The sequence below is a fragment of the Pseudomonas sp. 7-41 genome, from assembly GCF_021233075.1.
GTDB classification, from domain to species: Bacteria; Pseudomonadota; Gammaproteobacteria; order Pseudomonadales; family Pseudomonadaceae; genus Aquipseudomonas; species Aquipseudomonas veronii.
The window spans coordinates 294,148-320,685 of the sequence record NZ_CP089551.1 but is presented as its reverse complement, the minus strand read 5'-3'; the positions used below and the strand labels follow the sequence as shown (position 1 = coordinate 320,685).

The window sequence follows — 26,538 nt, the reverse complement described above, 5'->3', positions numbered from 1 at the left end:
GTTGAATCCCCCGAAAGATGGGGCGAATGATAGCGGGGCTGGCAGAAACGACAAACCCCGGATTTCCCGGGGTTTGTTCGCATCAGGCTGGCCTCAGCCGCGGCTGGTCTCGCCGACCGGCAGCACTTGCTTGGTGCGCCAGTGCGGCAGGGAGTTCCAGTAGCGCTCGCCCTTGGCATCGTCGTACATGCCTTCCCAACGGGAGATAACCAGTACCGCCAGGGCGTTGCCGATCACGTTGAGCGCGGTACGCGCCATGTCCATGATTCGGTCGACGCCGGCAATGAACGCCAGGCCTTCCAACGGAATGCCCACGCTGCCCAGCGTCGCCAGCAACACCACGAAGGACACACCCGGCACACCGGCGATGCCCTTGGAGGTGACCATCAGCGTCAACACCAGCATCAGTTGCTGGCCGACCGACAAATCAATGCCATACAGCTGCGCGATAAAGATCGCCGCGATGCTCTGGTACAGGGTCGAACCATCGAGGTTGAACGAATAACCGGTCGGCACCACGAAGCTGCAGATCGCCTTCGGCGCGCCGTAGGCTTCCATCTTCTCGATCACACGCGGCAGCACGGTTTCCGAACTGGCGGTGGAGTAGGCCAGCACCAGCTCATCCTTGAAGATACGCATCAGCTTGATCACCGAGAAGCCGAACAGGCGTGCGATCAGGCCCAGGACCACAAAGGCGAAGAACAGGATGGCGACGTAAACCAGAATCACCAGCTTGGCCAGTGGCAGCAGGGAAGCGAAGCCGAAGCTGGCGACGGTCACCGCGATCAGCGCGAACACACCGATAGGCGCGTACTTCATGATCATGTGGGTGACTTTGAACATGCTCTCGGACACGCCCTGGAACATCGTCACCAACGGTTCGCGCAGCTCAGGCTTGAGGCTCGACAGGCCCAGGCCGAACAGCACGGAGAAGAAGATGATCGGCAGCATCTCGCCACGCGCGACGGCGGCAAAGATGTTCGACGGGATCAGGTTGAGGATGGTCTGGACGAACGCATGCTCATGCTGCACTTCCGCTGCGGTCGCCTGGTACTTGGAGATGTCCACGGTACCCAGGGTACTCATGTCGATGCCCGTACCGGGGTGGAACAGGTTGGCCAGCAACAGGCCGACCACGATGGCGATGGTGGTGACGATTTCGAAGTAAAGGATGGTTTTGACACCGATGCGCCCGAGCTTTTTCGCGTCACCGACACCGGCAATGCCGACGATCAGCGAAGAAATCACAATCGGGATCACGATCATCTTGATCAGGCGGATAAAGATATCGCCCGCTGGCTGCAGCACATTGCTGATCCACCAGGCCTTTTCAGCACTGAAATGGTTGAGCACGGCACCGATTGCGATACCCAGCACCAAACCGATGAGGATCTGCCAGGCGAGGCTTAGCTTTGCCTTCTTCATGTCATTACCCTTACTTCAAGTGAACTTAAGGCAAATGCGCCAGCTGCAACGCTCGGAAGCGAAAAAGTGTGTGCATCTGCCTCCGTAGAAAGTCATCGCCGCATGGCCGAAATGGCTTACTGGCAGGCGAAAAAAGGCGCAACTATTCCCATGCAAGGGGGCGACGTCTAATGCCGTAAACGCCTACCCCATGCCGAATCGGCATGGCTTTTTTTAAGAATAACTGTCCGAACGGTCAGTTCAAATGCGACATGTTGCCCGGTGAATATGCCGTGAACCGGTCAAATCAGGCTCGCTCAGAGATTCAGGAGACCTCAGGGCATTCGCGAAAATGCCTGTGTATTCAGGGGCCTGTTGTCTGAAATGTCCTATAGCGCAGGCAAAATTTTCTCGATAGATGGTCGCCCCGACATACCCAGTAATGATTGGGCTCGGGCGAAAAGAAGACTCTCGGCTATGAGCGGCATAAGAAGCGGGGATGAACGTCATAAGCGCGCCGCAAATCCAGCAAGCTCGAAAGCGGGTGGACTTGCGGCGCAGCTTTTCACCTGACCCGGCCCTTGCGCAGGCACTCCCTGTCCCCGTAGGTCGCGCCGATCGCGAAGGATCAGAGCAACCCGGCCCCCTGGTCATGCATCACCCTTGGCGAGCGATGCAAACAGAAAGAAGCGCACAGGCTTCTTTCTATGGACGCCAGTCCCGTAGACGACAAATGCATCAGACGGAACCTAGTACCAATTCGGATCTTTCTTAAGCTGCTCCATCAGCAGTTTTTGCATGCCTGCGTCCGGCTTACCGATAAACCGGTAATCGGCGTGCCGGGTCGGGGACTTGTCCGCCGGCAGGCCGGCCGGGACTTCCACCAACATGGCGTAGGCATCTTCCTTGTCGTAACTGAAGGCGACGATCAGGCGCTTGTTTCGGCAGGTGTCTGCGGTTTCGCAGAGCGGCCCGACCAAGTACTTGTCGCCACCTTCTTCGACGGCATTCATTTGCTCGGCGGCGCCAGACAGGTTCATGACCCATTCTGGCAGGCGCTCTTCTTTCTTCACCACGCTTTGCCAGGTTTCACGGTACTGCGGGTCCGCGCCGAGCAATTCGTTGGCGCGGCTCTGGCCGTCGTGAGCGGCCATCGCCAAGCCGCTGCCGCCCAGGAGCAGGACGGCAGCCATGGTTTTGAGGGACAAACGGGTCATATTCAGCCTCGGCCACGACGACCAAAGAAGAACGAAGCGATGAACATCACCAGGAAGACCACAAACAGGATCTTGGCGATACCCGTGGCGGTGCCCGCGATACCACCGAAGCCCAGGACTGCAGCCACAATGGCGATGATCAGAAATGTGATTGCCCAACTCAACATGGTGATTCTCCTTACGCTTTTATAGGGGGTGACAGCGGTACTGCCGTGCAATCGCTCAACTCAAGCGACCTTTTATTGCCTAGAACACCCAACGTTCCTGGGATGGCAGTTCATTCAGGGCAGACGCCTGGTCAACCATCCGCAGTTGGGGAACGGTTACATCGGCAGAAACGCTGCCAACGGAACGGCTATCAATGGAACGAAAGTGGGTCTGGGTCATCGCCGGACGTTCGAAATGCGGGGTTTGCTGCTGACTCTGCTGCCAATGCTGCAGCTGCTGGCCGCCAATCAACGTGACCATCAAGGCCAGGCTGGCAAACAGGCCTTGTTGCAAGCGCAGTGGCGATACATGCAGTGAGCTGAGGCTTGGGCGAGTCATGCTGCTTTCTCCCGCATTTTGATTATTCGTTAGGAGAGCTATTGCAGAGCGCATGCCAGTTTTTTTACAAAATAATATTCAACTAAATCAATCAGTTAGATATATGCGACCGGAGCAAAGCCCAGCATCCTGCACGATGGCCGCCTGGGCGCCGTGCGAAATGCACGATCGCCAGCGGTCGGATCGACGGATAGAAAACCCATCGCGCGTTGCCGAAGTGGCAAGAAGGCATGAAAACGCCATTGGGCGCAGGCTTTGTAGGAATGCAGGCAGATAGCTGCACGACGTTGCGTTTTATCGATCAGAATGAACCATGCAACTTGCCCGATTATTCCGGGACTAAACACCATCATTCATATTAAGGAGCGCGGGACAGATGGAATCAGCCAAGGAACTTCAAGGCCGCATTCTTTTGGTGGACGACGAATCCGCGATCCTTCGTACCTTCCGTTATTGCCTGGAAGATGAGGGCTACACCGTAGCCACCGCCAACAGCGCCGCCCAGGCCGATGCCTTGATGCAACGCCAGGTGTTCGACCTGTGCTTCCTCGACCTGCGCCTGGGCGAGGACAACGGCCTGGATGTGTTGGCGCAGATGCGTATCCAGGCGCCGTGGATGCGCGTGGTGATTGTGACCGCGCATTCCGCCGTCGACACCGCGGTGGATGCCATCCAGGCCGGCGCGGCTGATTATCTGGTCAAACCGTGCAGCCCCGACCAACTGCGCCTGGCCACCGCCAAACAGCTGGAAGTGCGCCAGCTCTCCGCGCGCCTGGAAGCACTGGAAGGCGAAGTGCGCCAACCGAAAGACGGTCTCGACTCCCACAGCCCGGCGATGATGGCGGTGCTGGAAACTGCGCGCCAAGTGGCCGGGACTGACGCCAACATCCTCATCCTCGGCGAGTCCGGCACCGGTAAAGGCGAGCTGGCGCGGGCCATTCATGGCTGGAGCAAGCGCTCGAAGAAATCCTGCGTCACCATCAACTGCCCGTCGCTGACGGCGGAGCTGATGGAAAGCGAACTGTTCGGCCATAGCCGCGGAGCCTTTACCGGCGCCAGCGAAAGCACCTTGGGCCGGGTCAACCAGGCGGATGGCGGCACGCTGTTTCTCGACGAGATCGGCGATTTTCCCCTCACTTTGCAACCAAAGTTGCTGCGTTTTATCCAGGATAAGGAATACGAGCGCGTGGGCGACCCGGTCACCCGGCGCGCCGATGTACGCATCCTCGCGGCCACCAACCTGAATCTCGAAGACATGGTGCGCGACGGCCGCTTCCGCGAAGACTTGCTGTACCGCCTCAACGTCATCACCTTGCACCTGCCGCCGTTGCGCGAACGCAGCGAAGACATCCTGGCCTTGGCCGACCGCTTCCTCGCCCGCTTCGTCAAGGAATACGCCCGCCCGGCGCGGGGCTTCAGCGATGAGGCACGCGAAGCGCTGCTCAACTACCGCTGGCCGGGCAATATCCGCGAGCTGCGCAACGTGGTGGAGCGCGCGAGCATTATCTGCCCGCAGGAAAAAGTCGAAATCAGCCACCTCGGGATGGCCGAACAGCCGACCAACAATGCCCCCCGTATCGGTGCAGCGTTGAGCCTGGACGAGCTGGAAAAAGCGCATATCGGCGCGGTACTTGCCACCAGCGACACCCTGGATCAGGCGGCCCGCACCCTGGGCATCGACGCGTCGACGCTGTACCGCAAACGCAAACAGTACAACCTGTGAGCGGCACCCTATGAAGTTAGCGATGACATTGCGCACTCGGTTATTCCTGAGTATCTCAGCGCTGATCACCGTCGCCCTGCTGGGGTTGATCCTGGGCCTGGTCAGCGTGATGCAGATGGCCAAGACCCAGGAGTCGTCGATCCGCAGCAACTTCATCACCCTCGACCTGGGACTCAAACTGCGCCAGAGCCTGGGCGATCAGTTGATGATGATGCTCGAACAGCGCCCCAATCCCGAGGCGCTGCAAGCGTCCGAACAGCGTTACTTCGAGCTGCTCGACCAAGGCATTGCGCATGAACAGCGCGACGGGAACAGCGGCGGTTTCAGCCGGGCCCGGGCCGACTATCAGCGCTTCCTGGCGGCTTTTGACGAGTCTCAACAAGCGTCCCCACCGCCCGGCAGCAAAGAGAAAATCACCGAAACCTTCAATGTCCTGCGCAACGGCCTGATCGCCGAGCACAAGCAGGCCTTGGAAAACATCAGCGCCAGCGAACATAAATCCCGCGAGCGCGCCTTGTTGATCGCCGGGCTGCTGGGGTTGGTTGGCCTCGCGGTGTTGATCATCGGTTTTGTTACCGCCCATGGCATCGCCCGACGGTTTGGCGCGCCGATCGAAGCACTGGCCAAGGCCGCCGACAAGATTGGGCAAGGCGATTTCGAAGTGACCCTGCCCATTTCTTCGGCAGCGGAAATGAACCAACTGACCCGGCGCTTCGGCATCATGGCCGAAGCCTTGCGCCAGCATCAGGCAACCAATATCGACGAGTTGCTCGCCGGCCAGCAGCGCCTGCAGGCGGTACTCGACAGTATCGACGACGGCCTGTTGATGATTGACCGGCAAGGCCGCCTGGAGCACCTCAACCCAGTGGCACAGCGCCAGTTGGGCTGGGACGAGGAACGTCTCGGCCAGGGCCTGGGCGAGGCGCTGGGTCGCCCGGAAATGGACGATCAGCTGCAACTGGTGCTGCGCGGCGGCAGCCTGGAGCGCGCGCCGGACGACTTGGAAGTGGAAGTCGAGGGCGAACTGCGCCTGCTGACCTACAGCCTGACGCCGGTGAGCCACACCCAGGGGCATATCCTCGGTGCCGTGATGGTGCTGCATGACGTCACCGAACAGCGCGCCTTTGAACGGGTACGCAGCGAGTTCGTGTTGCGCGCCTCCCACGAACTGCGCACGCCGGTGACCGGTATGCACATGGCCTTCGGTTTGTTCCGCGAACGCGCGAAGTTTCCTGCGGAGTCCCGTGAAGCGGACCTGCTGGATACGGTCAATGAAGAAATGCAGCGCCTGATGCAACTGATCAACGACTTGCTCAACTTTTCGCGCTACCAGAACGGCCTGCAGAAACTCACCCTGGCCGCGTGCGATGTCACCGACCTGCTGGAGCACGCACGGGCGCGCTTTGCCGAGCCGGCGAATGCACAACACATCGAACTGCTGGTAGAAGCCCAGCCCGACCTGCCTCGGCTGTATGCCGACCAGGCGCAACTGGAACGCGTGCTCGACAACCTGTTGGGCAACGCCCTGCGCCATACCGCCGAGGGCGGGCAGATCCGTCTGCAGGCACGGCGCCATGGCGAGCGGGTGATCATCAGCGTCGAGGACAACGGCGAAGGTATCGCCTATGGCCAACAAGGGCGCATCTTCGAACCCTTCGTGCAGGTGGGTCGCAAGAAAGGCGGCGCCGGCCTGGGGCTGGCGCTGTGCAAGGAGATCGTGCAACTGCACGGTGGCCGCATGGGCGTGTATTCGCGGCCGGGGCAGGGCACGCAGTTCTACATGGCGTTGCCGCTGTAGCGATTAACGCCGGTCGAGGGCACGCAGGATCGCGGCACTCTCGGCATCCGGCGTGCCATCGAACAGCGCAGGGCGAAAGTGCATCTGGAACGCGGCGAGCACATGGCGCGTGGCGACGTCCAGCTCACCGGTCTGCGGCGTCTGGTAGCCCAGGTGCGCCAACGCTTCCTGGAACCAGGTGATGCTCGGCAGTTCCGTGGCGTACTGCGCCTGGAAGCGTGCCACCGCCTGCGCGTCGGGCCAGACGCCCAGGCCTTTCTCGGCCAGGCGCTTCCATGGGAACAACGGCCCCGGGTCCAGCTTGCGCAGCGGCGCGATGTCGCTGTGACCGATGATGTTTCTGGGGTCGATGCCGTTGCGCGTGCTGATGTCCTTGAGCAACACCTCCAGGGATTTCACCTGCGCTTCGGAATACGGGTACCACACGCGGCCCGTCGGCGTGTCGCGGAACCCTGGGTTGACGATCTCGATCCCGATGGAGCTGGAGTTCAGCCAGGTGCGGCCCATCCACTCGCTTTCCCCGGCATGCCAGGCGCGCTGGCTTTCATCCACCAGCTTGTAGATGGTGCCCGAAGCGTCGTCGCCGATCAGGTAATGGCTGCTGACCTGACCATGGGTCAGCAGCGCCAGGGAGCGTTCGAGGTTGGTCGAGGTGTAATGGACGACCACGAACTGCACGCGGTTGTCATGGTTGACCGAAGGGTGGCTGGTATCCAGGCGCGGGCCGCTGGCGCAGCCGCTGAGCAGGAGGAACACAAAGGCGAAGTACACGGATTTCATGGCGGATAACGTTACGCTGAAGACGATAATGCAACAGTGTAACGTACCGTTTGTGGCCCGAACGTCAAATTACAAAATGGAACATCTTTTAGGCCGCCTGCACCCGGTTACGTCCCGCTGCCTTGGCCCGGTACAACGCCTCATCGGCGCGCTTGAGCGCCAGGTCGCTGCGCTCGCCGGGCTGGAACTGCGCCACGCCCATCGACACCGTGATCGTCACCGGCTCGCCCTTGAAGTGGAACGGGCAGACTTCAATCGCCGCGCGCAGCACTTCGCCAGCGCTCAGGGCATTCGCCAGGGGTGAGTCGGGCATCAGCAACACAAACTCTTCGCCGCCGAAGCGCGCAATGAAGTCGCCGGGGCGCAGGCGCTTGCGCAGCACGCTAGCGATGATTTTCAGCACTTTGTCGCCAGCCTGGTGCCCGTAACCGTCGTTGATACGCTTGAAGTGATCGAGGTCCAGCATCGCCAGCGACAGGCTGTTGCCGCGCTGATGCCAGAGGTTGACCTCATGGTCCAGGCGCTCGCTCCACGCGGCACGGTTGGGCAAGCCGGTAAGCGGATCGACCAGCGCTTTCTGGCGCTGCACTTCGAGGTGATCGCGATAACCCTGGGCCTCCTGCTCCATATTGGCGACGCGTTCGGCGAGCCCTTTCAAGCGCTCCGCCACTTCCTGCTCGCGCAGGTCACGCTGCTGCTGGTGCTGGTCCATGGTGCCGAGCAGGCCTTCAAGGTGGCTTTCCAATACCTGCTTGAGGCTGTCCAGGTCGGCGGCGCCCTGCACACTGCTTTGCAGGCCGTCGACCTGTTCGCGGATTTGCGTGTCCAGCTCACGGGCGGCCGAACGACTGTCGGCATAGCCTTCGCTGGCCGTCTGCAGATGGCCCTGGAACGCTTCGAGGCGTTCGTTGAGCTGCTTGAGGTAGGCCTCGAACTCATGCTGGCCGCTGTCGGTGATCGCCAGCATCAGCGTGGCCAGGTCATCGAGGATCGGCAGCAGTTCGTACCAGTTCAAACCATGGGCCAGGCGCTCGCGCATGGCTTCGGCCTGGGGCCGGTGGCGCTCGGGCAGGGACAGGTCTTCCAGCAGGCCAAGCAAGGTGTCTTCAATGTGTTTGGCCACGGAGCTGTAGGACGGCTCCGGCGAATCGGGCAGGGCGTAGATTGCGTCCGCCAGCAGCTCGACCGGGTCCGGCGCGTCCAGCACCGGCGGCAGTGACAGGCTGCCGATGACGGTTTGTTGCGGTGCATCGACCTGAACCGGCGGTGGTTCGATAAGCGCGGCGAGTGCGCTTTCGGCGCCAGGTTCTGGCGCCGCTGCTGGAAGCGCGGCAGGCGCCGCCACTTCGACGGGCCGGGCGATCGGCACGGGCTGGGGCGCGGCTTCGGGGGCGACGACCGGGCTCACGACCTCGGCCACCGTGGCCGCCTTGGCTGCCGCCACCGGTTCCGGCGGTTCCGGCGGGGGCGGGGCCGAGCCTTGCGGCAACGGCGCGAACGCCCGCAGGGCCTGGGCCAACTCGTCGGACTGGGGCGGCGGTGCCGCCTCGGCGACGGGTTCGGGCACCGGCCTGGCGGCGGCGGGCGCAGAGGGCGCAGAAGGCGGCGGCGCGGGCTCGCCGGTCGGCGCCTCACTCGCAACTTCCTTGGCGCCAAACAGACGTTGCAGCAGGCCGGGACCGGGGCGTGGGGTTTCGCCGTCCGGTTCCAGGTTATTCAACGCCTGCCCTTGCAGGTTGCTCAACTCACTGAGCAACAGCGGGATCTCGCGCGCCTGGCCCACGCGGCTATCCAGCTGCTTGGCGAAGGTTTTCAACGGGCGGGCCACCTCGCGGGGCAGCGGCAGTTTCTGCAACTGCGCAACCAGGGCCGTGAGCGCGGCGCTCATCTGGTCAATCCGGGTTTCGCGACGCTGCTCCGAATCCAGTACGGCTTTTTCCAGGCGCGGCAGCAATGCGGCGAGGGCGGCATCCATGTCGTCGCTGCGCACCACGTCGCGCATTTCCTTCATGCATTGATCGACCGCGCGGTCGGTGCCTTCAGCGGCCAACGTACTGCGCACCAAGCCTCGGCGCAGCAGGTCGAGGCGGGCGGCCCAGCGGCGTTCGAGTTTGTCTTGTTGATCGATGCTTTTAAGGTATTTCTCTTTCCAGCGCTGGGCTTCGTCGCTCATGCAAGGGGTCCGCGAGGGCCGGGGCTCAACGCGGGCAATGCATCCACCGTGAGCGAACCCGGCAGACGAATCTCTACCGCGACCGGCAGGTGATCGGAGATGGGCTGCGCCAGCACCTGCACACTTTCAAGCGTGAGGGTCGGACTGAGCAGGATGTGGTCAAGACAGCGTTGCGGGCGCCAGCTGGGGAACGTGGCTTCGACTTGCGGCGCCAGCAACCCAAGGTCACGCAACGGGGAATTCTGCAGCAGGTCGATGGCATGGGTGTTCATGTCACCCATCAACACCTGATGCTTGTAGCCGCCAATCAACTCACGCACGTAGGCCAACTGCAGGTTGCGGGTACGCCCCCCGAGCGCCAGGTGCATCATCACCACCACCAGGGCTTCCGAACCTTCGCCAAAACGCACGAGGATCGCGCCACGACCCTTGGGGCCCGGCAATGGGTGATCTTCGATGGCCGATGGCTTCAGGCGGCTGAGCACGCCGTTGCTGTGCTGCGCCAGACGCCCGAGGTTGCGATTGAGTTGCTGATACCAGTAGGGAAATGCACCCAACTGGGCCAGGTGTTCCACCTGGTTGATGTAGCCGGAGCGAATGCTGCCGCCGTCGGCTTCCTGCAGGGCGACCAGGTCGAAGTCGCCCAACAGGTCGCCGATCTTCTGCAGGTTGCCGGCCCGCCCGTTGTGGGGCAGCAAGTGCTGCCAGCCACGGGTGAGGTAGTGCCGGTACTTCTCGGTACTGATACCCACCTGGATATTGAAGCTGAGCAGCCGCAGGCGGCTGTCCGCCGGCAGGCCCGTGGATTCCAGGTGAGCTTCGTTGACCTGCGGGTCATGCAGACCGACAACGCGTTCGGTACCCCAGCGACGCATGGCAGGCCCCTTACTTGGCGGCGCGTTCTTTGGCGATCAACTGGTCGGCCACATTGAGGGTCGCTTCAGGACCGCCGGTGGTGCCCAGGTCGAAACGGTACTTGCCGTTGACGATCATGGTCGGAACGCCTTGCACGCCATAAGCCACGGCGAGTTTCTTGGCGGCTTCGATCTGGCCCTTGATGGCGAAGGAATTGAAGGTGGCCAGGAACTTGTCCTTGTCGACACCTTGGGTCGCGACGAAGTCAGCCATGTCCTCAGGCTTGGTCAGGCGCTTGCCTTGTTTCTGGATCGCCTCGAAGACAGCGTTGTGAACCTTGTGCTCGACACCCATGGCTTCCAGGGTCAGGAACAGTTGGCCGTGGGCATCCCAGGGGCCGCCGAACATGGCAGGGATGCGTTTGAAGTTCACGTCCTTGGGCAGTTTCTCAACCCATGGGTTGATGGTTGGCTCGAAGGCGTAGCAATGCGGGCAGCCGTACCAGAACAGCTCCACCACTTCGATCTTGCCCGGCACCGAAACCGGCACGGGGTTGGCCAATTCCACGTAGGTTTTACCGGCTTCAAGCGGCACGTCGGCGGCTTGTGCGGTCATGCCGAAGAGGCTGGCGGTGACGAGAGCGGCGCTGAGGATCAGATTACGCATGCTTTACTCCTGGACAAATAAAGTCGCCTCACGCGACCTTTGTTGTGACAGGTCTGCGCGGGCATGAGTTCGTTAGTGTAACGGCACCGGCCACAAAAAAGGGCGGCCTAGGCCACCCTTTTTATGCTTGCATCAACGGATTAATCGAGCGTTAACGCAGCCCTCGATCAGTGCAGCCCCTGAATGTATTGGGAAACCGCTTCGATGTCCTTGTTGCTCAGCTTGGCGGCAATGCTCTGCATGATTTTGGTATCGCCGTCGTTGGTGCGATTGCCTTCACGGAAGTCCGTCAGTTGCTTGGCGACGTACTGCGCATGCTGGCCACCCACATGCGGGAAGCCCGCAGCGGCGTTGCCCACGCCGTTAGGCGAGTGGCAACCGATGCAGGAAGGCATGCCTTTGTCGAGGTTGCCGCCACGGAACAGTTCTTCGCCACGGGCCACTTGCTTCGGATCAGCAGCTCCCACGCTGCCTTTCTGGCTGGAAAAATAGGCCGCGATATCGGCCAGGTCCTGATCGCTGAGGTTGGTCAGCAAGCCGGTCATTTCCAGGACCGTGCGCTTGCCGTCCTTGATGTCGTGCATCTGCTTGGTCAGGTAACGCTCACCCTGGCCGGCCAGTTTAGGGAAGTTCGGCGCCGGGCTATTACCATCCGGTCCATGGCAAGCACCACACACGGCGGCTTTCGCCTGACCCGCAGCAGCGTCGCCTGCAGCATGGGCAACACCGGTGATGCCCAAGGTCAACAGCAGACTCACGATCAGTTTGTTCATCAGCTAATCCAACTACGGCTAAGGGTTTAAGAGTTATCTAACCGGGTTTACTCACCATCCACTCAATGATGGCCTGGTAATCCTCGGTACTGCAGTCCATGCACAAACCACGCGGCGGCATTGCCTTGAAACCCTGGGTCACGTGTTGCACCAGCGTGTCCATGCCTTGCGCCAGTCTGGGCGCCCAGGCTGCCTGGTCACCCCGCTTCGGGGCGTTCGGCAGTTGGCCGGCATGGCAAGCCACGCAAACTCGGTTGTACACCGCTTCCGGTTCCTGTGTAGCCTGAGCGCCGTAAAGCGGCATCAAGACACCGACAGCAAGCAACCATCTGGTCATACATCGACCTTTTCAGGGTTTGGGAGCGTTTTGCGTTCTAATGCGCAATAAAGGTCTATCGCTCCCGTGAACTTCATCCTTCGCTGGGACAAAGCACACACAAAATCTGCGGCATTATATACTGGCGCTACTGAAACGGAAACGACACCGCTTGCCGCACCCTTTTTCGGCACCGCCCATATCGGAAATCTCATGCAACTCAAGAACCCCATCCTCGGCCTGTGCCAACAGTCCACGTTCATGCTCAGCGCCGCCAAAGTGGACCAATGCCCCGATGACGAGGGCTTTGAAGTCGCCTTTGCCGGCCGTTCCAACGCGGGCAAATCCAGCGCCCTGAACACCTTGACCCATGCCAGCCTGGCGCGCACCTCGAAAACCCCGGGCCGCACGCAGTTGCTCAACTTCTTCAAGCTAGACGATGATCGGCGTCTGGTCGACCTTCCGGGCTACGGTTATGCAAAAGTACCTATCCCGCTGAAGCTGCACTGGCAGCGTCACCTCGAGGCTTACCTGGGTGGCCGGGAGAGTTTGAAGGGTTTGATTCTGATGATGGACATCCGTCATCCAATGACCGACTTCGACCTGCTGATGCTCGACTGGGCAGTCGCCAGCGGCATGCCGATGCATATCCTGCTGACCAAAGCCGACAAACTGACCTATGGCGCCGCCAAGAACACGCTGTTGAAGGTGCAGGCGGAAATCCGCAAAGGTTGGGGTGACACCATCACCATCCAGCTGTTCTCGGCGCCAAAGCGCCTGGGCCTGGAAGAAGCCTACACCGTGCTGGCCGACTGGATGGAATTGGCCGACAAGGGCGCAGAAACCGCGGAGTGACTTTTGCGCAGGCAAAAAAAACCCCGGACTTCGTATGGGGAGGGGAAGTTCGGGGTTCAAGCTCCGGACCGCTAGGGCGGGGTCCAGATATCTGCCAACACTTAACACAACATAGGAGCATTGAAGGGCTTCACCGCCCATTCAGTAACTCTGAGTGGCATTTCATGAGTTAAGTTCCGGCAGGTACAAAAAACTATTTGCAATAAGCGACGGCATTTTCGGATCTAAAGCGTTCTGCCACCACCCTCGGCGGTGGCAGAACCGCGCTATCAGTGCGCTTCGTCCCAGTTATCACCCACGCCCACTTCCACCAGCAGCGGCACATCCAGCGTCGCCGCGTGGCTCATGTGCTGGCGGATCTCGTCACGCACTTGATCGACCAGATCCTCGCGAACCTCCAGCACCAGCTCATCGTGTACCTGCAGGATGACTTTGGCATCCAGGCCTGACGCGGTCAGCCAGTTATCCACCGCCACCATGGCTTTCTTGATGATATCCGCCGCCGTGCCCTGCATCGGCGCGTTGATCGCCGTGCGCTCGGCGCCTTTGCGCAGCGCCGGGTTCTTCGCGTTGATGTCCGGCAGGTACAAGCGGCGACCGAAGATCGTCTCGACATAACCCTGCTCGGCCGCCTGGGCGCGGGTGCGCTCCATATAGGCCAGCACGCCCGGATAGCGGGCGAAATAACGGTCGATATAGGCCTGGGACTGTTTACGATCGACACCGATCTGCTTGGCCAGGCCAAACGCGCTCATGCCGTAGATCAGGCCGAAGTTGATCGCCTTGGCGCTGCGACGCTGGTCGGTGGTGACCGCGCCCAGCTCCACGCCAAATACTTCGGCGGCGGTGGCCTTGTGTACGTCCAGGTCATTGCGGAAGGCGTGCAGCAAGCCTTCGTCCTTGGCCAGGTGCGCCATGATCCGCAGCTCGATCTGCGAGTAGTCCGCCGCCAGCAGCTTGTAGCCTTTTGGCGCGACGAACGCCTGACGAATCCGCCGGCCTTCAGCGGTGCGGATCGGAATGTTCTGCAGGTTCGGATCACTCGACGACAAACGCCCGGTGGCCGCCACCGCCTGGTGATACGACGTGTGGATGCGCCCGGTGCGCGGGTTGATCTGCTCAGGCAAGCGGTCGGTGTAGGTGCTTTTCAGCTTGCTCATGGAGCGGTACTGCATCAGCACCTTGGGCAGCGGGAAATCCTGCTCGGCCAGTTCGGCAAGCACCGCTTCGGCGGTCGACGCCTGGCCCTTGGCGGTCTTGCTGAGAACCGGGTGGCCGAGTTTTTCGTAGAGGATCGCGCCCAATTGCTTGGGCGAGCCGAGGTTGAATTCCTCACCGGCGATGGCAAATGCCTCACGCTCCAGTTCGACCATCTTCTCGCCGAGCTCAACGCTCTGCACGCCGAGCAACTTGGCATCCACCAGCGCGCCCTGGCGCTCGATACGCGCCAGCACCGGCACCAGCGGCATCTCGATATCGGTCAGCACGCTGACCAGGCTCGGGATCGCCTGGAGTTTTTCGAACAAGGTCTGGTGCAGGCGCAGGGTGACGTCGGCATCTTCAGCCGCGTAAGGGCCGGCCTGTTCGAGGGAGATCTGGTCAAAGGTCAGCTGTTTGGCGCCTTTACCCGCAATATCCTGGAAGCTCACCGTGGTGTGACCCAGGTATTTCTGAGCCAGGCTGTCCATGTCATGCCGTGTGGCGGTGGAGTCGAGGACGTAGGATTCGAGCATGGTGTCGTAGGCAACGCCCTGCACCGTGATGCCACAATTCTGATCGCCACCGATGGCACAGTTGGCCAGGATATTCATATCGAACTTGGCGTGCTGGCCCACCTTGAGCTTGCTCGGGTCTTCGAGGATCGGCTTGAGCGCGCGCAGCACCGTGTCGCGGTCCAGCTGCTCCGGCACGCCCATGTAGGAATGGGTCAGCGGGATGTAGGCCGCTTCGTAGGGCTGCACCGCGAACGACAACCCAACCAGCTGCGCTTGCTGTGCATCGATGCCGGTGGTCTCGGTGTCGAAGGCGAACAGCTTGGCCTCGCCGAGCTTCTTCAGCCACACATCGAAACGCGCCTGATCGAGGATGGTCTCGTACTTGAGCTCGGTGCTGACGACCGGCGCATTCTCGGCGACCGGAGCCGCCACCTCCAAGCCGGTGCGCTTGGCGTCGCGCTGCACTTCCTCGAACCAGCTTTTGAACTCCAGGAGGGTGTACAGCTCCAGGAGTTTTTCGCGATCCGGCTCGATCAGGTGCAGATCATCCAGGCCCACGTCCAGCGGCACGTCGATCTTGATCGTCGCCAGTTGATAGGAGAGGAAGGCCATGTCCTTATGCTCTTGCAGCTTGGCCGGCAGGGTCTTGGCCCCACGGATAGGCAGGCTCGGCACAATATCCAGATTTTCATACAGCTCTTTCAGGCCGCCATTGACGCCCACCAGCAAGCCAGAAGCGGTCTTCGGACCAATGCCCGGAACGCCAGGAATGTTGTCGGACGAATCGCCCATCAACGCCAGATAGTCGATAATCTGCTCCGGAGCGACGCCAAATTTCTCCTTTACGCCCTCCACATCCATGGCGCTACCGGTCATGGTGTTGACCAAGGTAATGTGCCCGTCCACCAGCTGCGCCATGTCTTTGTCGCCGGTCGAGATCACCACCGGGCGGTCCGCGGCTGCGCTGCTGCGGGCCAGGGTGCCGATCACGTCATCGGCTTCGACGCCTTCGACGCACAACAGCGGGAAACCCAGGGCAATCACGCTCTGGTGCAGGGGCTCGATCTGCAGGCGCATGTCGTCGGGCATGCTTGGGCGGTTGGCCTTGTATTCGGCGTACATTTCGTCGCGAAAGGTCCCACCCTTGGCGTCGAACACGACCGCGAACGGGCTGTCCGGGTACTGCTTGCGCAGGCTCTTGAGCATGTTCAACACGCCCTTGACCGCACCGGTCGGCAGGCCTTTGGAAGTGGTCAGCGGTGGCAGCGCGTGGAAGGCGCGGTACAGATATGAAGAACCGTCCACCAGGACGAGGGGGGCTTGGCTCATGAGCAGGATCAACCTTTTCGGCGGGTCAGGCGCTAGAATAGCCGGACCACAGACAACAAAGGGACAAGGTTATCATGCGCTCATTCAATCGCCTGCTGTTGACCGGCTTGTTTGCATTCGCTCCGATGGTTGCCATGGCGGCCGACAGTGCGCCTTCGGGTGATCCGGAAGTTACCATTCGCACAGAGGGCGACAGAACCATTCAGGAGTACCGTCAAAACGGTTTCCTGTACGCAATCAAGATAACGAAGAAAGGCTTCCCACCGTATTTCCTGGTGCGCGCGGACGGAACCGATGCGAATTTCATCCGCTCTGACCAACCGGATATGCTGATCCCGTCATGGAAGATCTTCGAATGGAAATGATTTCTTAACTTCAATTGGCGCCGCACACCGCGGCGCCCGTACTGGCAGTTTTAACCATGTCTGTGTTCACCCCCCTGGCTCGGCCCGAGCTGGAAACCTTTCTTGCCCCTTACGGGCTCGGCCGCCTGCTTGATTTCCAGGGGATCGCCGCGGGTAGCGAAAACACCAATTTCTTCATCAGCCTGGAACAGGGTGAGTTCGTCCTGACCCTGGTCGAGCGCGGCCCGGTGCAGGAAATGCCGTTCTTCATCGAACTGCTCGACGTGCTCCACGACGCCGACTTGCCGGTGCCTTACGCCCTGCGCACCACCGACGGCGTGGCCCTGCGCGAATTGGCCGGCAAACCGGCGCTGCTGCAACCGCGCCTGGCCGGCAAGCACATCAAGGACGCCAATGCCCAGCACTGCGCCCAGGTCGGCGACCTGCTTGGCCATCTGCACCTGGCGACCCAGGGCGACAAGGTGCTGGAGCGCAAGACCGATCGCGGGCTGGACTGGATGCTCAGCGAAGGAGCGCAGTTGATTTCGCACCTGGACGCAGCGCCGCAACGCCTGCTGCGCGACGCACTGGATGAGATCGAGGCCCACAAGGCGCAGATCCTCGCCCTGCCGCGCGCGAATATTCACGCGGATCTGTTTCGCGACAACGCGATGTTTGAAGGCACGCACCTGACGGGCTTGATCGACTTTTACAACGCCTGCTCGGGCCCGATGCTGTACGACGTGGCGATCGCCCTGAATGACTGGTGCTCGGACGCCGACGGCGTACTCGACGGCCAGCGCGCCCGCGCACTGCTCGGGGCTTATGCGGGGTTGCGCCCGTTTACCGCGAAAGAAGCCGAGTTGTGGCCGACGATGTTGCGCGTGGCGTGCGTGCGGTTCTGGTTGTCACGCCTGATCGCGGCGGAGTCGTTTGCCGGGCAGGATGTGTTGATTCATGACCCGGCGGAGTTCGAGCATCGGCTGGCGCAGCGCCAGCAGGTCGCGATCCAGCTGCCGTTCGCGCTCTAAAATGCGGGAGGGGGCTTCTTGCTCCCTCCTACAGACGTTATGCCTGGGCTTTCAGAGCGACTCCAGGCAGCCCGCCAAGTCATTGCCCAGCTTGTCCAGCACCTGTTCGTAACCTTGAGCGGAAGCCGGGGTGTACCCCCCCAACGCATCCAGCTCCGCCAATTTCACCGGCAAACCGGCCACCAGCGTTTCCGCCAGGCGCGGACGCAGCGGCGGCTCACTGAACACGCAGGTCTTGCCGACTTCCTGCAAACGTGTACGCATCGCCGCCACATGCTGGGCACCGGGCTGCACTTCGGCGGCCACGCTGAACACACCGGCGTGCTTGAGGCCGTAGGCCTCTTCGAAATAATCAAAGGCTTCGTGGAACACAAAGTAAGGCTTGTCGTGGATGCCGGCCATCCGCGCTTTCAAGCGTGCGTCCAACGCATCCAGTCGGCTCACGAACGCCTTCACGTTGAGCTGGTAGCGCTCGGCATTGGCCGGGTCCGCGGCGCTGAGGTCGGCGCCCATGCGTGCGGCAATCACCCGGGCGTTGAGCGTCGACAACCACAGATGTGCATCCAAAGTGCCTGGGCGATGATCGTGGTCATGTTCGTCGGCATCGTCGGCGTGGGAATGGCTATCTTCGGCGAAACGACGGAGTTTCATGCCCGGAAGATCCTGCACGGCCACCGTCGGCAGGCTGCGCCCCTTGAGGACGCGGGGCAGGAAGCCTTCCATGTCCGGGCCGATCCAATACAGCAGGTCTACCGACTGCACGCGCCGCACGTCGGATGGGCGCAACGCATAGTTATGCGGCGAGGCCCCCGGCGGCAACAACACCTCGGGAACCGCCACGCCGTCCTGCACAGCCGCAGCAATCAACTGCAGCGGCTTGATGCTGGTCAGCACCTTGACCTCCGCCTGAGCGGCACCCGCGGTGAGCAAACTGGCGACAAATACGACAAAAACGGGAAAAAGTCGGGACACGATGACCACTCAATGGCGTAGGAACGGGTAACATAATAACGTCTCTATCAAATATCTGTCGCCGCTCATGCCTATAACACCGCTTGCCAGCCGTCCCCACGACCACTCTCACTGCGTGCATACCGCGCTGTCGGAGGCCGACACCCTCTGCGCACGGCAGGGTCTGCGCCTGACCGCCCTGCGTCGGCGCGTGCTGGAACTGGTCTGGCAGAGCCACAAGCCGCTGGGCGCCTACGACATCCTCGGCGTGCTCAGCGAGCAGGACGGTCGCCGCGCCGCGCCGCCCACGGTGTACCGCGCGCTGGATTTCCTGCTGGACAACGGCCTGGTACACCGTATCGCGTCACTCAACGCCTTCGTCGGCTGCAACCACCCGGAACACGCGCACCAGGGGCAGTTCCTGATCTGTCGCAAGTGCCACGCCGCCATTGAGCTTGAGCAAAGCAGCATCAGCGACGCCATCATCCAGAGCGCCGCCGACGTCGGCTTCAAGGTGGAAGGGCAAACCGTCGAAGTCGTCGGGCTCTGCGCCGGTTGCCAGGGGGCTTGATGAGCAACGCGTTAATCCGCCTGGAGCAGGTCGGGGTCACGTTCGCCGGGCAAAACGTGCTGGATAACATCGCGCTGAGCGTCGAACCGGGGCAGATCGTCACGCTGATCGGCCCCAATGGCGCCGGCAAGACCACCCTGGTGCGCGCCGTACTCGGCCTGCTCAAGCCCGACACCGGCAGTGTGTGGCGCAAGCCCAAGCTGCGTGTCGGTTATATGCCGCAAAAACTCTTCGTGGACCCGACGCTGCCCTTGTCGGTGCTGCGCTTCCTGCGCTTGGTGCCGGGCGTGGACCGCGCCCGCGCGCAAGCCGCGCTCAAGGAAGTCGGTGCCGAACAGGTCATCGACAGCCCGGTGCAAAGCATCTCCGGCGGTGAAATGCAGCGCGTGTTGCTGGCCCGCGCCCTGTTGCGCGAGCCGGAGCTGCTGGTGCTCGACGAACCGGTGCAGGGCGTCGACGTCGCCGGCCAGGCCGAGTTGTACAGCTTGATCACCCGCCTGCGCGACCGCCTTGGCTGCGGCGTGCTGATGGTCTCCCACGACCTGCACCTGGTGATGAGCACCACCGACCAAGTGGTGTGCCTCAACCGCCACGTGTGCTGCTCCGGCCATCCGGAGCAAGTCAGCGGCGACCCGGCGTTCGTCGAGCTGTTCGGCAAGAACGCGCAGAGCCTGGCGATTTATCACCACCATCACGATCACGCCCATGACCTGCATGGCGCCGTGGTCGACGATCCCGCCACACCCCACACTCACGTTCATGGAGATAGCTGCAAGCATGGCTGATTTTCTGCTCTACGCCCTGCTGGCAGGCTTGGCTCTGGCGCTGGTGGCGGGCCCGCTGGGCTCGTTCGTGGTCTGGCGGCGCATGGCCTATTTCGGCGACACCTTGTCCCACGCCGCATTGCTGGGCGTGGCCCTGGGCTTTCTGCTGGATGTGAGCCCGGCCATCGCCGTGACCGTCGGCTGCCTGCTGCTGGCGGTGCTGCTGGTGACCCTGCAACAGCGCCAGCCGCTGGCCTCCGACACGTTGCTGGGCATCCTGGCGCCCAGCACTCTGTCCCTGGGCCTGGTGGTGCTGAGCTTCATGCATGAAGTACGCATCGACCTGATGGCTTACCTGTTCGGCGACCTGCTGGCGATCAGCCCCACGGACCTTGCGTGGATTCTCGGCGGCAGCGCAGCCGTGCTGGTGCTGCTGGTGACGCTGTGGCGCCCGCTGCTGGCAATCACCGTGCATGAAGAACTGGCCACGGTGGAAGGCTTGCCCGTGCCCGCGCTGCGCATGACCTTGATGTTGTTGATCGCCGTGGTGATCGCTGTCGCGATGAAGATTGTCGGCGTATTGTTGATCACGTCACTGCTGATCATTCCCGCAGCCGCCGCCCAGCGCCACGCCCGCTCGCCGGAACAGATGGCGATCGGCGCCAGCGTACTGGGGATGCTGGCAGTGTGTGGGGGCCTGGCGCTGTCCTGGTTCAAGGACACGCCGGCAGGGCCGTCGATTGTGGTCACGGCGGCCGCCCTGTTTCTGCTGAGTTTTGTCCTGCCCCGTCGAGGGGTGTAGACTTGCTCGCTTTTTGCGCAAATAGAGAGTCGCAGGAATGAAGCCGTTCACCTCCCGTTATCTGCTCCTTGCCGCATTTTCCCTGCTGCTGGGCGCTTGTCAAAGTACCCCGCCCGCCGCCCCCGAGGCCCCGGACGCACGCGCTGTCGCCATCGCGCAACTGGAGCAAAACCTGGCCAGCAGCGAGCTGGCCACCGCCGAAGACCAACTGGCCGCGCTGCAAGCCCAGTCGCCCAACGATCCGGCGCTCGAGGCTTACCAGCGTCAACTGGCCGAGGCCTACCTGCAACGCAGTCAGATCGTGTTGCAAAAAGGTGATGTCAACGCCGCCGCTACCGCCCTCAGCCGCGCCCGCGCATTGATGCCCAAGGCTCCGGCGCTGACCGGTGGCGTCAACAGCGCCATCACCCACGCGCGCAAAGCCGAGCTGGACAAAGCCGAGGCCGCCCTCAAGGCCGCCGAAACCAAGCCCGTCGCCAAGGTCATCGACCCGGCCGCGCAGAGCACCACCGTGGCGCTGAACCTCACAGACATCGAAGAGCTGCGCCATCAGCTGGATGCCATCGCCACCGACGTGGTGAATTACCAGTGCGATGTGACCATCCAGGCACCGCGCACCCAGGATTACCCGTGGCTGGCGACCTTGCTGAGCAAACGGGTCAAGCGCATTGATTCGGGCTACGACCTGACGATTCACCGGCAGATCCTGAAGACTATTCCGGCGCAGGTTGTGCTGATTCCGCGCAAGGCGGAATAAAGCCATCGGGGGCAAGTCGAATCGTCGCACCGCCCCTCCCACACTTTGAATGTATTCACCGTTCAAAATGTGGGAGGGGCGGTGCGACGATTCGACTTGCCCCCGATGGCGATCTAACCAACAACAGATGGCTTAAGCCGGAACCGCCTTGGCCTTCGGCTCACGCTCCCAGACCCGATGCTGGGCAATCGCTTTAAAGAACGCCTTGAACGCCTTGGCATCCGCCCCCACGATCAACCCCGCATCCGCCTCGAGCTTGAGCAGATCAAGCAAGGGCTGCGCGTCACTGGCCACGGCAATCGCCTTCAGGTGCTTGTAGGCCTCCAGCAGGTAGTGCAACGCCACGCCGTCCCCACTCAACGCCTTGATCGACGCCTTACCGCCGGGCACGAACACCGCATCAAACGCAATCGAGGGCAGGCCTGCCATCGACGCATCCACCGCCAGATGCTTGCCATCGGCCGTGGTGACCGGCGCCGAGGTCGGCCCGAGCAACTTGGCGTGTGCGCCCTCGGCTTGCAGCGCTTTCTTCAATGCAGCAATTGCCGCGCCGTCGACACCATCGGCCGCCAGAATCGCCACTTTGCGCGTTTTGATATCGCCCGACAGCAGGTTCACCTGGCTCAACGCCGGCGACGCTTTCACCGACGCCTTGCGCGGCGGCACCGTGCCTTTGGTCGGTGCGGGCAGACCCAGGTTCTGTGCAACGCGCCTGGCCAGTTCCAGGTCGATGTTGGCCAGAATCTCATTGACCTGACGGGCACGGATAACCTCGCGCTCCACCTTGCCCAACTCAAAACTGTAGGCCGCAATGATGTGCTCTTTCTCATGGTGGCTCATGCTGTTAAAAAACAGCGTGGCCTGGGAGAAGTGATCGCCAAACGACTCACTGCGCTCGCGCACCTTGTTGGCATCGACGCGCTCGTAATAGGTTTCGAAACCACCCTCCTGAGCCGCGGGCGGCGTTTCTTTCGGCCAACCGCCATCGATCGAATTCGGCTCATACGCAGCCCGGCCCTTATCGATCACAGTGCGATGCTGGGCATCCCGCTGACCATTATGGAAAGGCACTACAGGCCGATTGATCGGCAGCTCATGAAAGTTCGGCCCACCGAGTCGGCTGATCTGGGTATCCGTGTAGGAAAACAGGCGGCCTTGCAGCAGCGGGTCGTTGGTGAAGTCGATACCCGGCACGATATGGCCAGGGCAAAAGGCGACTTGCTCGACTTCGGCAAAGAAGTTGTCGGGGTTGCGGTTAAGCACCATCTTGCCCAGCGGCGTAATCGGCACCAACTCTTCGGGGATGATCTTGGTCGGATCGAGCAGGTCGAAGTCGAACTTATGCTCGTCTTCTTGCGCAACGATCTGTACACCCAACTCCCACTCAGGGTAGTCACCGCCCTCAATCGCTTCCCACAGGTCGCGACGGTGGTAATCGGTATCTTTACCGGCAAGCTTTTGCGCTTCGTCCCACACCAGGGAACAGGTGCCGACTGTTGGATGCCAGTGGAATTTCACGAAGCTCGATTTACCTTCGGTATTGATCAAGCGAAAGGTGTGAATACCGAACCCCTGCATGGCACGCAGGCTTTTCGGAATAGCCCGGTCAGACATGGCCCAGATCACCATGTGCGCCGATTCCGGCTGCAGCGAGACAAAATCCCAGAACGTATCGTGGGCCGAGCCTCCGGTAGGCATTTCATTGTGCGGCTCAGGCTTTACCGCATGCACAAAGTCAGGAAACTTGATCGCATCCTGAATGAAAAATACCGGCATGTTGTTGCCCACCAGGTCGAAGTTGCCTTCCTCGGTGAAGAACTTCACGGCAAAACCGCGCACGTCGCGCACCGTATCGCCCGAACCACGCGGGCCTTGCACGGTGGAAAAACGCACGAACACCGGCGTTTTATGCTCGGGGTTACGCAGGAAACCGGCCTTGCTCAGCGCCGAATGGTTCTCATAGGTCTGAAAATAGCCATGCGCGCCCGTACCGCGCGCATGCACGATGCGCTCCGGGATACGTTCATGGTCAAAATGCGTGATTTTTTCACGCATGATGAAGTCTTCCAGCAGCGAGGGGCCGCGGGCACCGACTTTCAAGGTGTTCTGGTTATCGGAAATCTTCACGCCTTGGTTGGTACGCAGCGCCTGGCCGGTCGCGTCGCTACGGAATGCCTCCAGGGCCTGCAGCTTGGCGTTGGTGTTGCCACGGTCCAGGGTATCGGTGCCCGCCAGTTCACTCTTCGGCGGGATGGCTGGCTTGTGGGTACTCATCAGACAAAACTCCTTATTCAAAGTGGCCAGAGCGGTCCCCGGCTCGTTTGAGCAAAACCCCAGGCACGGCACCCGGGAAATCGAGTTGCTGAAGTAGTGACTGACACGAATTTGCACCGTTCCTTTTTTATGACCTTTGATCGCGTTATTGCCAAATCACTGGTTGAATGCGAAATAAATGCTAAGAACCGCTATACGGACAGGCTAAAATGCGCGCCCGGCTAACCGCTGATCCCTTTTCCATGCGCCCCACAAGGTTCGCTACGTGATCGAGTTTCATAACGTCCATAAAACCTACCGCGTCGCCGGTAAGGAAATCCCCGCGCTTCACCCAACCAACCTGCGCGTCGAGAACGGCCAGGTGTTTGGTCTGATTGGCCACTCCGGTGCGGGAAAAAGTACCTTGTTGCGCCTGATCAATCGCCTCGAGCAACCCAGCGGCGGGCAGATCAACGTCGATGGCGAAGAAGTCACGGCCCTGGATGCCAACGGCCTGCGCCGTTTCCGCCAGCAGGTCGGGATGATTTTCCAGCACTTCAACCTGCTGGCCTCCAAGACCGTCGCCGACAACGTGGCGCTGCCGCTGACACTGGCCGGCGAATTGTCGCGCAAGGCCATCGACCAGCGCGTCGCCGAACTGCTGGCGCGCGTCGGCCTGTCGGACCACGCCAAGAAATACCCGGCGCAACTGTCCGGCGGTCAGAAGCAGCGCGTCGGCATTGCCCGCGCCCTGGCGACCAAGCCGAAAATCCTGCTGTGCGACGAAGCCACCAGCGCCCTTGACCCGCAGACCACCGCCTCGGTGTTGCAACTGCTGGCCGAGATCAACCGCGAGTTGAAGCTCACCATCGTACTGATCACCCACGAAATGGACGTGATCCGCCGCGTATGCGACCAGGTGGCCGTGATGGATGCCGGCGTGATCGTCGAGCAAGGCTCGGTGGCCGACGTGTTCCTGCACCCCAAGCACCCGACCACCAAGCGCTTTGTCCAGGAAGCCGATCAGGTCGACGAAAGCGAGCAGCGCGATGACTTCGCCCATGTACCGGGCCGCATCGTGCGCCTGACGTTCCAGGGCGAAGCGACCTACGCACCACTGCTGGGTAACATCGCCCGCGAAACGGGTGTGGACTACAGCATCCTCGCCGGGCGTATCGACCGCATCAAAGACATCCCCTACGGGCAACTGACCCTCGCCATCACCGGCGGTGACATGGAAGCGGCCTTTGCCCGCTTCACCGCCGCCGACGTCCACATGGAGGTGCTGCGCTAATGGAAGTCCTGATGAGTTTCTTCGCCAATATCGACTGGTCCGAAATCTGGCTCGCCACAGGCGACACCATGACCATGCTGTTCGGTTCGCTGTTCTTCACCGTGCTGCTCGGCTTGCCCTTGGGCGTGCTGCTGTTTCTGTGCAGCCCGCGCCAGCTGTTCGAGCAAAAAGGCCTGTACGCGTTGCTGTCGCTGAGCGTGAACATCCTGCGCTCGCTGCCGTTCATCATCCTGTTGATCGTGATGATCCCGTTCACCGTGCTGATCACCGGCACTTCGCTGGGCGTGGCCGGTGCGATTCCGCCGCTGGTCGTGGGCGCAACACCGTTCTTTGCGCGCCTGGTGGAAACCGCGCTGCGTGAAGTGGACCGCGGCATCATCGAAGCCACCCAGTCCATGGGCGCTAGCACGCGCCAGATCATCACCCATGCTTTATTGCCTGAGGCCCGCCCCGGCATTTTCGCGGCGATTACGGTGACGGCGATTACACTGGTGTCCTACACCGCCATGGCCGGCGTCGTCGGTGCCGGCGGCCTGGGCGACCTGGCCATCCGTTTCGGCTACCAGCGCTTCCAGACCGATGTGATGGTCGTCACGGTGGTGCTGTTGTTGATCCTGGTGCAAATTCTGCAAACCGTCGGCGACAAGCTGGTGGTGCATTTTTCTCGAAAATAACGACTATTGCCGGCTATACGCCGATAAATGCCCGAACAAGGAGCTTGCTGGATGAAAAAACTACTGGTTGCTTTCGCCGCCGTCGCCGCGTTTTCGGCCCACGCCGAGACCATCACGGTTGCCGCCTCGCCGGTGCCCCACGCGGAAATCCTCGAATTCGTGAAGCCGGCACTCGCCAAAGAGGGCGTGGACTTGCAGGTCAAAGTCTTCACCGACTACGTGCAGCCCAACGTACAAGTGGCCGAAAAGCGCCTGGACGCCAACTTCTTCCAGCACCAGCCGTACCTGGATGAGTTCAACAAAGCCAAGGGCACGCACCTGGTGAGCGTCGGCGCGGTCCACCTCGAGCCCCTGGGCGCTTACTCCAGCAAGTACAAGACCCTGGCCGACCTGCCTGACGGCGCCAACGTCGTGATCCCGAACGACGCCACCAACGGCGGCCGTGCGCTGTTGCTGCTGGCCAAGCACAACCTGATCACCCTGAAGGACCCGACCAACATCCTGTCGACCATCAAGGACATCACCGCCAACCCGAAAAAACTCAAGTTCCGCGAACTGGAAGCCGCCACGTTGCCGCGCGTGCTGACCCAGGTCGACCTGGCGCTGATCAACACCAACTACGCGCTGGAAGCCAAACTGGACCCGTCCAAGGACGCTCTGGTCATCGAAGGCAGCGACTCGCCTTACGTGAACATCCTGGTGACCCGCGAAGACAACAAAGACTCGGACGCGGTGAAGAAGCTGGTCGCAGCCCTGCACACGCCTGAAGTGAAGAAGTTCATCGAAGAGAAGTACAAAGGCGCGATCAAGCCGGCGTTCTGATCCGACTCGCTCCCCAACACACCGCAGATCAAACAATGTGGGAGGGGGCTTGCTCCCGATAGCGGCAGTTCAGTCGATGCATACGTTGACTGACCCACCGCTATCGGGAGCAAGCCCCCTCCCAC

General features: G+C 61.5%; 25 protein-coding genes. 12 read left to right on the top strand and 13 right to left on the bottom strand.

Annotated features, from left to right (window positions below):
- Window positions 1-93 precede the first annotated feature (93 nt).
- From gltP to LQ249_RS01420, 4 genes are all read right to left on the bottom strand, one after another.
- Window positions 94-1,425: a glutamate/aspartate:proton symporter GltP gene (gene gltP, locus LQ249_RS01435; protein WP_232566130.1), complete on the bottom strand. Its 1,332-nt coding sequence runs from the start codon at window positions 1,423-1,425 to the stop codon at window positions 94-96.
- 728 nt (window positions 1,426-2,153) lie between these two features.
- Entirely contained in the window at window positions 2,154-2,621 is a 468-nt protein-coding gene (locus LQ249_RS01430; RefSeq protein WP_046381532.1) for an inhibitor of vertebrate lysozyme family protein, read from the bottom strand.
- A gap of 2 nt (window positions 2,622-2,623) precedes the next feature.
- Window positions 2,624-2,788 (bottom strand): DUF1328 domain-containing protein, encoded by a 165-nt coding sequence (locus LQ249_RS01425; RefSeq protein WP_003170804.1) that lies wholly within the window; start codon window positions 2,786-2,788, stop codon window positions 2,624-2,626.
- Between the two features lie 79 nt (window positions 2,789-2,867).
- A complete protein-coding gene (locus tag LQ249_RS01420; protein WP_017849036.1) occupies window positions 2,868-3,167 on the bottom strand; it encodes a hypothetical protein in 300 nt (99 codons plus the stop codon).
- 376 nt (window positions 3,168-3,543) lie between these two features.
- Here LQ249_RS01420 and algB point away from each other — a divergent pair, with 376 nt between their 5' ends.
- Together algB and LQ249_RS01410 are read left to right on the top strand one after the other, a co-directional pair.
- On the top strand, window positions 3,544-4,890 hold the full coding sequence (algB, locus tag LQ249_RS01415; protein WP_017849035.1) for a sigma-54-dependent response regulator transcription factor AlgB: 1,347 nt from the start codon (window positions 3,544-3,546) through the stop codon (window positions 4,888-4,890).
- Between the two features lie 10 nt (window positions 4,891-4,900).
- Window positions 4,901-6,688, top strand: coding sequence for a KinB sensor domain-containing domain (locus LQ249_RS01410; RefSeq protein WP_126589234.1), 1,788 nt, complete (start codon window positions 4,901-4,903; stop codon window positions 6,686-6,688).
- A gap of 3 nt (window positions 6,689-6,691) precedes the next feature.
- Here the strand turns inward: LQ249_RS01410 and LQ249_RS01405 are convergent, their stop codons facing one another.
- The 6 genes from LQ249_RS01405 to LQ249_RS01380 form a co-directional block, all read right to left on the bottom strand.
- On the bottom strand, window positions 6,692-7,468 hold the full coding sequence (locus tag LQ249_RS01405) for an N-acetylmuramoyl-L-alanine amidase (protein WP_057004947.1): 777 nt from the start codon (window positions 7,466-7,468) through the stop codon (window positions 6,692-6,694).
- 88 nt (window positions 7,469-7,556) lie between these two features.
- A complete protein-coding gene (locus LQ249_RS01400) occupies window positions 7,557-9,641 on the bottom strand; it encodes a GGDEF domain-containing protein (protein WP_232566129.1) in 2,085 nt (694 codons plus the stop codon).
- On the bottom strand, window positions 9,638-10,516 hold the full coding sequence (locus LQ249_RS01395; RefSeq protein WP_046381537.1) for an endonuclease/exonuclease/phosphatase family protein: 879 nt from the start codon (window positions 10,514-10,516) through the stop codon (window positions 9,638-9,640). The genes LQ249_RS01400 and LQ249_RS01395 overlap by 4 nt, the downstream gene beginning before the upstream one ends.
- A 10-nt stretch (window positions 10,517-10,526) precedes the next feature.
- Window positions 10,527-11,162 carry a thiol:disulfide interchange protein DsbA gene (gene dsbA, locus LQ249_RS01390; RefSeq protein WP_017849030.1) on the bottom strand — a complete coding sequence of 212 codons (636 nt, stop codon included), beginning with the start codon at window positions 11,160-11,162 and terminating at the stop codon, window positions 10,527-10,529.
- Between the two features lie 167 nt (window positions 11,163-11,329).
- Window positions 11,330-11,935 (bottom strand): c-type cytochrome, encoded by a 606-nt coding sequence (locus LQ249_RS01385; RefSeq protein WP_017849029.1) that lies wholly within the window; start codon window positions 11,933-11,935, stop codon window positions 11,330-11,332.
- 37 nt (window positions 11,936-11,972) lie between these two features.
- A complete protein-coding gene (locus LQ249_RS01380; protein WP_017849028.1) occupies window positions 11,973-12,272 on the bottom strand; it encodes a c-type cytochrome in 300 nt (99 codons plus the stop codon).
- 192 nt (window positions 12,273-12,464) lie between these two features.
- Between LQ249_RS01380 and yihA the strand changes: the two genes are divergently transcribed.
- A complete protein-coding gene (yihA, locus tag LQ249_RS01375; protein WP_017849027.1) occupies window positions 12,465-13,106 on the top strand; it encodes a ribosome biogenesis GTP-binding protein YihA/YsxC in 642 nt (213 codons plus the stop codon).
- A gap of 269 nt (window positions 13,107-13,375) precedes the next feature.
- On the opposite strand, the gene polA is transcribed toward yihA, so the two are convergent.
- Window positions 13,376-16,150, bottom strand: coding sequence for a DNA polymerase I (polA, locus tag LQ249_RS01370; protein WP_169882140.1), 2,775 nt, complete (start codon window positions 16,148-16,150; stop codon window positions 13,376-13,378).
- Window positions 16,151-16,224: 74 nt separating this feature from the next.
- Between polA and LQ249_RS01365 the strand changes: the two genes are divergently transcribed.
- Both LQ249_RS01365 and LQ249_RS01360 read left to right on the top strand, forming a co-directional pair.
- Window positions 16,225-16,515: a DUF2782 domain-containing protein gene (locus tag LQ249_RS01365; protein ID WP_017849025.1), complete on the top strand. Its 291-nt coding sequence runs from the start codon at window positions 16,225-16,227 to the stop codon at window positions 16,513-16,515.
- A 56-nt stretch (window positions 16,516-16,571) separates the two neighbouring features.
- Window positions 16,572-17,525, top strand: coding sequence for a homoserine kinase (locus LQ249_RS01360; RefSeq protein WP_017849024.1), 954 nt, complete (start codon window positions 16,572-16,574; stop codon window positions 17,523-17,525).
- 51 nt (window positions 17,526-17,576) lie between these two features.
- Here the strand turns inward: LQ249_RS01360 and LQ249_RS01355 are convergent, their stop codons facing one another.
- Window positions 17,577-18,506 (bottom strand): zinc ABC transporter substrate-binding protein, encoded by a 930-nt coding sequence (locus tag LQ249_RS01355; RefSeq protein ID WP_017849023.1) that lies wholly within the window; start codon window positions 18,504-18,506, stop codon window positions 17,577-17,579.
- 58 nt (window positions 18,507-18,564) lie between these two features.
- Between LQ249_RS01355 and zur the strand changes: the two genes are divergently transcribed.
- Genes zur through LQ249_RS01335 form a run of 4 tightly spaced genes read left to right on the top strand, consistent with a single transcriptional unit; the run spans window position 18,565 to window position 21,370 of the window.
- On the top strand, window positions 18,565-19,047 hold the full coding sequence (zur, locus tag LQ249_RS01350; protein ID WP_026140288.1) for a zinc uptake transcriptional repressor Zur: 483 nt from the start codon (window positions 18,565-18,567) through the stop codon (window positions 19,045-19,047).
- Window positions 19,047-19,832, top strand: a complete 786-nt coding sequence (znuC, locus tag LQ249_RS01345) for a zinc ABC transporter ATP-binding protein ZnuC (protein WP_017849021.1) — start codon at window positions 19,047-19,049, stop codon at window positions 19,830-19,832. The genes zur and znuC overlap by 1 nt, the downstream gene beginning before the upstream one ends.
- Window positions 19,825-20,613, top strand: coding sequence for a zinc ABC transporter permease subunit ZnuB (gene znuB / locus LQ249_RS01340; RefSeq protein ID WP_017849020.1), 789 nt, complete (start codon window positions 19,825-19,827; stop codon window positions 20,611-20,613). Before znuC ends, znuB begins: the two co-directional genes overlap by 8 nt.
- 37 nt (window positions 20,614-20,650) lie before the next feature.
- Entirely contained in the window at window positions 20,651-21,370 is a 720-nt protein-coding gene (locus LQ249_RS01335) for a PA5502 family lipoprotein (protein ID WP_017849019.1), read from the top strand.
- Between the two features lie 132 nt (window positions 21,371-21,502).
- Here the strand turns inward: LQ249_RS01335 and katE are convergent, their stop codons facing one another.
- Window positions 21,503-23,665: a catalase HPII gene (katE, locus tag LQ249_RS01330; protein ID WP_261754920.1), complete on the bottom strand. Its 2,163-nt coding sequence runs from the start codon at window positions 23,663-23,665 to the stop codon at window positions 21,503-21,505.
- A gap of 244 nt (window positions 23,666-23,909) precedes the next feature.
- Between katE and LQ249_RS01325 the strand changes: the two genes are divergently transcribed.
- The 3 genes from LQ249_RS01325 to LQ249_RS01315 are packed head-to-tail and all read left to right on the top strand — an operon-like array spanning window position 23,910 to window position 26,413.
- Window positions 23,910-24,917, top strand: a complete 1,008-nt coding sequence (locus tag LQ249_RS01325) for a methionine ABC transporter ATP-binding protein (RefSeq protein ID WP_017849017.1) — start codon at window positions 23,910-23,912, stop codon at window positions 24,915-24,917.
- The gene (locus tag LQ249_RS01320) at window positions 24,917-25,591 is read left to right on the top strand and encodes a methionine ABC transporter permease (protein WP_017849016.1); all 675 of its coding nucleotides are present in this window, start codon (window positions 24,917-24,919) and stop codon (window positions 25,589-25,591) included. Before LQ249_RS01325 ends, LQ249_RS01320 begins: the two co-directional genes overlap by 1 nt.
- Window positions 25,592-25,642: 51 nt before the next feature.
- Entirely contained in the window at window positions 25,643-26,413 is a 771-nt protein-coding gene (locus tag LQ249_RS01315; protein ID WP_017849015.1) for a MetQ/NlpA family ABC transporter substrate-binding protein, read from the top strand.
- Window positions 26,414-26,538: the final 125 nt, after the last annotated feature.

Excerpts from the sequence above, each read along its gene's own strand:
- LQ249_RS01385 (WP_017849029.1), bottom strand. The coding sequence starts at position 11,935 with ATGAACAAACTGATCGTGAGTCTGCTGTTGACCTTGGGCATCACCGGT.
- LQ249_RS01380 (WP_017849028.1), bottom strand. The coding sequence starts at position 12,272 with ATGACCAGATGGTTGCTTGCTGTCGGTGTCTTGATGCCGCTTTACGGC.
- LQ249_RS01335 (WP_017849019.1), top strand. The coding sequence starts at position 20,651 with ATGAAGCCGTTCACCTCCCGTTATCTGCTCCTTGCCGCATTTTCCCTG.
- LQ249_RS01395 (WP_046381537.1), bottom strand. The coding sequence starts at position 10,516 with ATGCGTCGCTGGGGTACCGAACGCGTTGTCGGTCTGCATGACCCGCAG.
- zur (WP_026140288.1), top strand. The coding sequence starts at position 18,565 with ATGCCTATAACACCGCTTGCCAGCCGTCCCCACGACCACTCTCACTGC.
- LQ249_RS01430 (WP_046381532.1), bottom strand. The coding sequence starts at position 2,621 with ATGACCCGTTTGTCCCTCAAAACCATGGCTGCCGTCCTGCTCCTGGGC.
- LQ249_RS01320 (WP_017849016.1), top strand. The coding sequence starts at position 24,917 with ATGGAAGTCCTGATGAGTTTCTTCGCCAATATCGACTGGTCCGAAATC.
- LQ249_RS01365 (WP_017849025.1), top strand. The coding sequence starts at position 16,225 with ATGCGCTCATTCAATCGCCTGCTGTTGACCGGCTTGTTTGCATTCGCT.
- polA (WP_169882140.1), bottom strand. The coding sequence starts at position 16,150 with ATGAGCCAAGCCCCCCTCGTCCTGGTGGACGGTTCTTCATATCTGTAC.
- gltP (WP_232566130.1), bottom strand. The coding sequence starts at position 1,425 with ATGAAGAAGGCAAAGCTAAGCCTCGCCTGGCAGATCCTCATCGGTTTG.
- LQ249_RS01315 (WP_017849015.1), top strand. The coding sequence starts at position 25,643 with ATGAAAAAACTACTGGTTGCTTTCGCCGCCGTCGCCGCGTTTTCGGCC.
- LQ249_RS01425 (WP_003170804.1), bottom strand. The coding sequence starts at position 2,788 with ATGTTGAGTTGGGCAATCACATTTCTGATCATCGCCATTGTGGCTGCA.
- znuC (WP_017849021.1), top strand. The coding sequence starts at position 19,047 with ATGAGCAACGCGTTAATCCGCCTGGAGCAGGTCGGGGTCACGTTCGCC.
- LQ249_RS01400 (WP_232566129.1), bottom strand. The coding sequence starts at position 9,641 with ATGAGCGACGAAGCCCAGCGCTGGAAAGAGAAATACCTTAAAAGCATC.
- yihA (WP_017849027.1), top strand. The coding sequence starts at position 12,465 with ATGCAACTCAAGAACCCCATCCTCGGCCTGTGCCAACAGTCCACGTTC.
- LQ249_RS01420 (WP_017849036.1), bottom strand. The coding sequence starts at position 3,167 with ATGACTCGCCCAAGCCTCAGCTCACTGCATGTATCGCCACTGCGCTTG.
- dsbA (WP_017849030.1), bottom strand. The coding sequence starts at position 11,162 with ATGCGTAATCTGATCCTCAGCGCCGCTCTCGTCACCGCCAGCCTCTTC.
- LQ249_RS01405 (WP_057004947.1), bottom strand. The coding sequence starts at position 7,468 with ATGAAATCCGTGTACTTCGCCTTTGTGTTCCTCCTGCTCAGCGGCTGC.
- LQ249_RS01360 (WP_017849024.1), top strand. The coding sequence starts at position 16,572 with ATGTCTGTGTTCACCCCCCTGGCTCGGCCCGAGCTGGAAACCTTTCTT.
- LQ249_RS01410 (WP_126589234.1), top strand. The coding sequence starts at position 4,901 with ATGAAGTTAGCGATGACATTGCGCACTCGGTTATTCCTGAGTATCTCA.
- algB (WP_017849035.1), top strand. The coding sequence starts at position 3,544 with ATGGAATCAGCCAAGGAACTTCAAGGCCGCATTCTTTTGGTGGACGAC.
- znuB (WP_017849020.1), top strand. The coding sequence starts at position 19,825 with ATGGCTGATTTTCTGCTCTACGCCCTGCTGGCAGGCTTGGCTCTGGCG.